Source organism: Ereboglobus sp. PH5-10, assembly GCF_029504735.1.
Lineage (GTDB): Bacteria > Verrucomicrobiota > Verrucomicrobiia > Opitutales > Opitutaceae > Ereboglobus.
Window position 1 is genome coordinate 57,068 of the sequence record NZ_JAQFIP010000016.1, and the last position, 6,000, is coordinate 63,067.

The window sequence follows — 6,000 nt, forward strand, 5'->3', positions numbered from 1 at the left end:
CGTCGCCGACAATCAGACAAATTTTCGATTTTGAATTTTCGATTGCGCGCCACCGCGCGTGACCGAAGGCGAAACCGGAGCGGAAGCTCCCAATCCAAAATCGAGAATCCAAAATCGAAAATTCCCACATGCAAGACCAACTCAAAGCCCTGCTCGACAAAGCCCGCACCGAACTCTCCGCGACAAAAATCCGCGCCGACTTCGAGGCCGCGAAAGCCCGTTACGTCGGCCCCAACGGCTCGCTCACCGCGTTCATGAAACAAATGGGCAGCCTGCCCAAGGAGCAAAAACCCATCGTCGGCAAGCTCATCAACGAGGCCAAGACCACCCTCACCGGCCTCCTCGAAAACGCGCTCCGCGCCATCGAGTCCAACGAGCTCGCCGCGCAACTCGGCCCCGAAATCGACCCCACCCTTCCCTCGCCCGACGCCCTCGCCGGCACCTATCATCCCCTCACGCTCGTGCGCGAGGAAATGTGCCGCATCCTCGCAAAAGCCGGGTTCAACGTCGTCGAGGGTCCCGAGGTCGAAACCGAATTCTACTGCTTCGACGCGCTCAACACACCCGCCGACCATCCGGCCCGCAACGAGCAGGACACGTTCTATTTCCCCGCCGCCACGCGCTTCGGCAACGTCTCGCGCAAGGTCGCCGACGAAAAATACCTCCTCCGCACGCACACCTCCTCCGTGCAAATCCGCACGATGCTCAAGGGCCCGCCGCCCATCCGCATCGTCTCGCCCGGACGCGTTTACCGTCGCGACACCACCGACGCCACGCACTCCGCCAACTTTCACCAACTCGAGTGCCTCTACGTCGACAAAAACGTCACCGTCCGCGACCTCAAGGCGCTCCTTGATTACATCTTCGCCTCGCTCCTCGGCAAGGACACGAAGACCCGTTTTCGCCCGCACTATTTCGGCTACACCGAGCCCAGTTTCGAAGTCGATCTCAGCGCCAGGCACCTCCCCAAGGTGAACAAGGAATGGATCGAAATCGGCGGCTGCGGCATGGTCGATCCGACCGTCTTCGACGCCGTCGGCTACGACTCAAGCGTCTGGACCGGCTACGCCTTCGGCATGGGCCTCGAACGCCTCGCAATGCTCCTCTACGGCATCGACGACATCCGCTACTTCTACCAAAACGACCTGCGTTTCCTCAGGCAGTTCGCCTGAACCGCTCACGTCCCATTACCAACTTGAATCGACTTCCGTCGACTTAAGTCGATTTAAGTCGAAATCCCGCTCCCGCATTTACCGCACCACCACCCATGAAAATCTCCCTCTCCTGGCTCAACGACTACGTCGATCTCAACGGCATCGCCACCGACGAAATCTCCCGCGCCATCACCTTTCTCGGCCTTGAAGTCGAGGCGGTCATCAACACCGGCGCGCCCCAGTTCAACAACGTCGTTGTCGGGCGCATCCTAACACGCGACAAACACCCCAACGCCGACAAGCTCTCGCTCTGCACCGTCGATGTCGGCCCCGCCGGCGGCGTGAAGACAATCGTCTGCGGCGCGCCCAACTGCGACGCGGGCAACCTCGTTCCCGTCGCGCTCCCCGGCGCCATCCTCCCCGGCAATTTCGAAATCAAGCAATCCAAAATCCGCGGCCAGTCCTCCGACGGCATGATGTGCTCGTCCAAGGAACTCGCGCTCGAGGGCGGCGACCACGCCGGCCTCATGATCCTCGCCACCCCCGCGACGGAAACCCCGCCCGCCCTCGGCACTCCCATCAACGACATTCTCCCCCCGGGCGACATCGTTTTCGACATCGAAGTCACGCCCAACCGCCCCGACTGCCTCAGCCACATCGGCATCGCGCGCGAACTCTCCGCCTGGTTCAAAAAACCGCTCCGGTATCCGGAAATCAAATACGACCCGGGCAACACCCGCGCCCCCTTTGCCGCCTTCGCCGCGCGCCCCGACCTGCTCGAATCCATCCGCGTCGACGCGCCCGAGATGTGCCCGCTCTACACCGCCACCGTCATCACCGGCATCAAGATCGGCCCCAGCCCCGAGTGGATGCAACGCCGCCTCCTCGCCGCGGGCATGCGCCCGATCAGCAACATCGTCGACATCTCCAATTACGTGATGCTCGAATACGGCCAGCCCACGCACGCCTTCGACGCGAAAAAAATCGGCGGGCACAAACTCATCATCCGCCCGGCCAACGAGGGCGAAAAAATCATCACCCTCGACGAAAAGGAGCGCGCGCTCAGCAGCCGCATGCTCGTCATCGCCGACGCCGAAAAACCGCTCGTCATCGCCGGTGTCATGGGCGGCGAAAACTCGGGCATCGACGACACCACGACCGACATCATTCTCGAGGCCGCCAGTTTCGCGCGCAGCCTCATCCGCTGGACATCGCGCCGTCTCGGACTCTCCTCCGACTCCTCCTACCGTTACGAACGCGGCGTCGATCCGCACATGCTCGACGAAGCCACGCGCCGCGCCATCTCGCTCATCCTCGAACTCTGCGGCGGGCAGGTCGCCGGCGCCACGCACAAGGCCGGGGGCGACGTCCCCTGGCAGCGCGAGGTTCAAGTCACCGCGTCCTTCGTGAACGAACGCGTCGGCTTCGAAATCCCCGTCGCCGAGCAACGCGCCGCGCTCGAGGCGCTCGAGCTCCGAATCACACGCGAGGACAAAAACGCCCCCGGCGGCCCCGCATGGACGGTTGCCATCCCGAGCTGGCGCAACGACCTCGACCGGCCCATCGACCTCGTCGAGGAAGTTCTTCGTGTTTACGGCACGGAAAAAATTCCCCCCGCGCCCGTGCTCGCGCCGACGATCATCGGCAACGACGCCCCCATCGTGCTCTTCAACCGCGAAGTTTCCGCCTACCTTGTCGGCCAGGGCTTCAACGAATGCGTGAACTACACGCTGCGCTCCAAGCGCGAAGTCGAGACGTGGGTTTCACAGGCCGCCGGGGCCGAGCTTGCGCTCCTCAATCCCTTCACCGAGGATCAGTCGCACCTGCGCCCCACCCTCGTGCTCGGACTCCTCGAAACGCTCAAGCTCAACCAATCGCGTGGCGTGCCGGCCTCGCGCCTCTTTGAAACCGGGCGCGTCTTTATCGAGCGCGACGGGCAAAACTTCGAGTGTGTTTCGGTCTCCTTCATCATTGCCGAAAACGACCTCGACCGCGCCTGGCTCAAGCGCGAGCCCGCCGACTTCTACACGACAAAACGCCTCGTCGAAACCCTCGCCGGCATCGGCGGCATCGACATCGCCCGCCAGCCCGTGAAAGCGCCCGGCGGCGCGTTCTTCGGATGGCAGGAAGGCCAGTCCGCCATCATCGGCGACATCGCCCACGGCTGGACCGCTCGCCTCGGCCTGATCAACCTCGCCATGGTTCGCAGCCTCGGCATCGAGGGCAAGGTCTACGGCGGCACGCTCTCGATTCTCTCCGAGCGCGTCAAAACCGTCTCCGACCGCCGCCGCTATCAACCCATCACGATGCACCCCGCCGCGCTCCGCGACATCGCGCTCGTGGTCGATGAAAAGCTCCCCGCCGGCGACGCGCAAAAAACACTCGCCAAGCACGCCCGCGCCACGCTGCCGAAAACCTTCGCGCTCGAAGCCGCGAACATCTTCGACGTCTACCAAGGCAAGGGCCTGCCCGAGGGCAAAAAAAGCCTCGCGTTCAGCCTCGTCTATCGCGCCCCCGACCGCACCCTCACCGACGACGAAGTCAACACCGCCTTCGCCAAGCTTCAGGAAATCCTCGCCAAGGAAACCGACTGGCAAATCAGAAAGTAGCAAATCAGCCCTTGCAAACGCACATGATTGCCTCATGGGGCAATCACCAGTCCAATCCAGCCACAAAGCGTGTTCTTCGGAAGGCGCCAATAGGTGGGACGGTTGGCGGGCTTTCGCTCGAAATACCAAAACACCGTGCGATAGGCATCGCGCGAAGTGTTTTGGTGTTCAAATCAAATAAATCGCATTCCTCGCGCCTTCCACGCCTCGTTGCGACCGTGCGTTGCGCAAAGACCAATCCGAGGTTTGGTTACCCTCGCCTTCTTGGGCGGGAATCCTTTCGTTGCGCTCACCCCCAACCGCCCGTTATGCAATGATCACCATGCTTTCTTCCAAAACCATTCCGTTTCTTGTTTTCATTTCGTGCTGCCTGCCCCCGCCTTGCGCCGCTTTGGGGACGTTTGCCCTTTCGCCGCCCGCGGGGAAAAATTATGTGACCTGCGAGGGCGTTTATCCCGGCCATTTGCAGGGGATCACGACAAATGGCGCGGATGCCATTTATTGGTCGTTCACCACCGCGCTGGTCAAGACCACTCCCGCCGGAAAGGTTCTCAAAAAAATCAACGTGATCAACCATCACGGCGACCTGACTTTTGCGAACGGCAAGGTTTATGTGGCGGTGAACGATTATGTCAGCGAGAAGCCGGGGCAATTCAACCATCCCAACCCAAACAATCCCGCGAGACAGTGGGTTTACGAATACGACGCCGACCTCAATTTTCTAGCCCGCCATTCGGTTCCGCAGGTTATCCACGGCGCGGGTGGCGTGGCGCATCACAAGGGGCATTTTTGGGTGGTCGGCGGACTGCCCGGCCCGTGGGCTGGCGGTTTCGATCCCGAGAAATACAACAAAAACCACCTCTATGAATATGATGTCGCGTTTCGATTCGTGAAGGCTCACGAGCTGGCCACGGGCAACACCGACATGGGCATTCAGACAGTGGAGTTCGGCGGCGGCAGATGGTGGTTTGGCACCTATGAGGGCTCGCCCCGGCGTCCGGTCGGCGGCAAAGGCACGCCGGGCTGGCGGCACCAAGTTTTTTCGACCGGCGAAACCCTCGCCGCATTTGCGCGCTTCGGCTTCCATGCGGGAAAGCCCGAGGGTATCTATCCGAATGCCTCGTTGGGAATCGCCGCGCTGCCCGGCGGCCAGTTTTTAATCGGAGGCGGAAGCGGCAAAAAGAATGAACGCCGCGGCCACGCCTGGATGGCCGAGGCTACTGATGACGGACGGTTGAGGGTGCTTGATAGGGTTTCTGAAATGATGGATGGCGGAAGCATGCATTCAAAAAAATGAACGAAAGAGACGAGCCAGGATGCCACCGCTCATCACGAGATTTTTGGTTCTGCTGCGTTTGTTTATCTACCAAATAACTTGGTCAAAAATCCAGCAGACGGCGGTTTTTCATAAGCAAAAATATGCTCGTGTTTGTATCTATGCAGTTTGGTTTTTGCTCCGTATCGGCCCCATGAAAATCCCATGCCGACTTTGGCGTTTCTTAAATCCACGATTTTGGATTTTGCATTAAGGGTTCGCGCAAAATCACAAATGCTTTCATCGGAAGATGCACATGCATCGGCGTATTCGATTACATCCGGGTTTCGTTTCCAAACTTCGAAAAGCCTGTCTTCATGTATGTCATTAATCAATGATTCGTGTGGGGCGGTAAACAGTCTAAATACCTCGATCAGAAAAGATGAAATGCTCGGACTTTGATACAGGATAACAGGCGCATCATGGCATGCAAAGAATACAGGAGCACTATCTTTTGTTTGCGGTGTAATATCCAGAACCCAAAAGTTACCAAATCCATCTGCCGCTATTGGCAATCCGTTCGGAAATACCTCGGGAAACTCAAAAGAGAGCGAGTGTCCCGTAAAATCAATTTGCTCAAGACATCCGTCAATCGCAGAGCAAAATGACAAAATTGTTCGAAGTTCATCAGGAAGTTTCTGGCCGATTTTGTCTTCAAGTGTTTTGATCTGCTCCGGGGATGCCGGTGGGGATAACTCGATTGTTATTTTGTCGCCGTCCTCGTTCGTCAGTTCGGCATGCTGGGCATTTTTAATAATATCAATTGGGGTCATTCAATGAAGTGTTAGTCATTATATGCCGGTGCCAAGGCAGTAATTGAACAGATGCGGGAGGTCCAGACAGAAGTTGACCCATCGGGGCATCGAGAAGGAGTGGGGATAGAAGCAGGACGCGAGGGTCGATTTGAGGGGACTTTTCGCGG

At 59.0% G+C, this 6,000-nt stretch carries 4 protein-coding genes; 3 read left to right on the forward strand and 1 reads right to left on the reverse strand.

All coding sequences use genetic code 11. The features are described 5' to 3' along the window. Positions 1 to 128 precede the first annotated feature (128 nt). The 3 genes from pheS to M2447_RS11735 all read left to right on the forward strand — a co-directional run bounded on the left by pheS (position 129) and on the right by M2447_RS11735 (position 5,060). The gene (gene pheS, locus M2447_RS11725; RefSeq protein ID WP_108823720.1) at positions 129 to 1,172 is read left to right on the forward strand and encodes a phenylalanine--tRNA ligase subunit alpha; all 1,044 of its coding nucleotides are present in this window, start codon (positions 129 to 131) and stop codon (positions 1,170 to 1,172) included. 95 nt (positions 1,173 to 1,267) lie between these two features. After that, positions 1,268 to 3,763: a phenylalanine--tRNA ligase subunit beta gene (pheT, locus tag M2447_RS11730; protein WP_277558759.1), complete on the forward strand. Its 2,496-nt coding sequence runs from the start codon at positions 1,268 to 1,270 to the stop codon at positions 3,761 to 3,763. A gap of 322 nt (positions 3,764 to 4,085) precedes the next feature. Continuing rightward, positions 4,086 to 5,060 (forward strand): hypothetical protein, encoded by a 975-nt coding sequence (locus tag M2447_RS11735; protein ID WP_277558760.1) that lies wholly within the window; start codon positions 4,086 to 4,088, stop codon positions 5,058 to 5,060. 62 nt (positions 5,061 to 5,122) lie between these two features. On the opposite strand, the gene M2447_RS11740 is transcribed toward M2447_RS11735, so the two are convergent. After that, entirely contained in the window at positions 5,123 to 5,851 is a 729-nt protein-coding gene (locus tag M2447_RS11740) for an SMI1/KNR4 family protein (protein ID WP_277558761.1), read from the reverse strand. Positions 5,852 to 6,000: the final 149 nt, after the last annotated feature.

What these genes read in the sequence shown, in the direction of transcription:
- pheS (WP_108823720.1), top strand. Translation starts at nt 129, where the DNA reads ATGCAAGACCAACTCAAAGCCCTGCTCGACAAAGCCCGCACCGAACTC.
- M2447_RS11740 (WP_277558761.1), bottom strand. Translation starts at nt 5,851, where the DNA reads ATGACCCCAATTGATATTATTAAAAATGCCCAGCATGCCGAACTGACG.
- M2447_RS11735 (WP_277558760.1), top strand. Translation starts at nt 4,086, where the DNA reads ATGCTTTCTTCCAAAACCATTCCGTTTCTTGTTTTCATTTCGTGCTGC.
- pheT (WP_277558759.1), top strand. Translation starts at nt 1,268, where the DNA reads ATGAAAATCTCCCTCTCCTGGCTCAACGACTACGTCGATCTCAACGGC.